Raw genomic sequence first — 1,706 nt, forward strand, 5'->3', positions numbered from 1 at the left:
AAAAGTGTTCGCAAATCCCCGCAATGCTGCTTCAGGGAGTTTACGGCAATTGGATCCACGAATTACAGCGAAACGCCCTTTAATTTTTTATGGTTATCTTCTAGGACTAGTTAGAGGTAGTGATTTACCCCAAAAACATAGCGACGTTCTGGTGCGATTTAAAAAATGGGGGATCCCAGTTATTTCTGAAACGATGGTAGTGGAAGATATCAAAGCTTGTTTGGGTTATTATGAGCATTTACGAAAAATTCGGGATATGATTCCTTTCGATATCGATGGTGTGGTTGTGAAAGTTAATTCTCTTTCTTTGCAAGAAAAATTAGGTTTTGTATCACACGCACCAAGGTGGGCAATCGCTTATAAATTTCCAGCTCAAGAAAAAATGACTGTGGTAAACGACATTGAATTTTATGTAGGACGAACGGGTGCAGTAACGCCAGTAGCGCGATTGGAACCCGTTTCTGTTGGAAGGGTAACGGTCAGCAATGCTACTTTGCATAATTTCAATGAACTTCGTCGAAAAGATATTCGTGTGGGTGATACGGTTATTGTACGCCGGGCTGGCGACGTGATTCCCGAAATCGTTGCGCCTTTATTAGCAAAACGGCCCAAGAATGCCAAAGTAATAAAAATTCCCACTCGTTGTCCTGTATGTCAGGCGGAAGTTATAAAACCCGAAGGTGAAGCCGTAGCTCGGTGTATGGGCGGTTTATATTGTCACGCTCAATTACGAGAAACCATTAAACATTTTGTTTCGCGCCGAGCAATGGATATTGAGGGGTTAGGTGACAAATTAGTCACTTTGTTTACTAATAAAAAATTAATTAGAGATATAATGGGCATTTATGAACTGGATAAATCTGCTCTTTTGGCTTTGCCTAGAATGGGTAAAAAATCTGCCGAAAATTTATTAACTGCCATTGAAAAAAGTAAAAAAACTACTTTACCACGATTTTTATATGCGTTAGGAATCCGCGGAGTTGGTGAAACAACAGCGCGAACTTTGGCTCAGAATTTTCAGGAACTTGAACCACTAATGAAAGCTTCTAGTGAGGAGCTGTTAGCTATTAAAGATATTGGCCCAGTCGCCGTTGAGAATATTAGAGGTTTTTTCCAACAAAAATATAATGTCAAATTAATCAATAAATTAATCCGACTCGGCATTCAATGGTCAAAAGAAAAAGTGACCTTGGAATCACGAATTGCTGGAAAAATTTTTGTGTTATCTGGTAGTTTAAAAACCTTAACACGGGACGAAGCAAAACAAAAAATTGAACGTCTCGGTGGTAAAGCTAGTAGCAGTGTCTCTAAAAATACCGATTATTTAGTGTCTGGGAAAAATCCTGGTAGCAAATACGGAAAAGCAAAGGAATTAAAAATACCTATCATTGATGAAAAATCTTTTTTAGAATTGCTAAAAAAATAATCAAAAAATATGCTCTCCGATCGATTTTCGGAAATTATTAACAAAAAAATTATTTTTGATATTTTTATAGTACAAAATAATTTTTATATAAAATATTGACTTATTAAATTTTTAATTATCAATTCTATCAAAAAAATAAATTTCTATATCCGATAAGAATAGAAAAGTAGAGATATCGTCATCCCTCAACTAGTTTAATTAATCCCTTTCATCTAGTTAAATGATTGTATCCTACTCAGTATCTTTAAAAAATAAATAATTTAATTTAAAATCAATTAAA

At 35.2% G+C, this 1,706-nt stretch carries 1 protein-coding gene; it reads left to right on the forward strand.

The annotated features are described in order from the left end of the window. A partial coding sequence (gene ligA, locus B1F79_RS05855) for an NAD-dependent DNA ligase LigA (protein WP_251366358.1) occupies positions 1-1,426 on the forward strand: 1,426 nt, incomplete at its 5' end. Between the last annotated feature and the right edge of the window lie 280 nt (positions 1,427-1,706).

The organism is Coxiella-like endosymbiont of Rhipicephalus sanguineus, assembly GCF_018687865.1.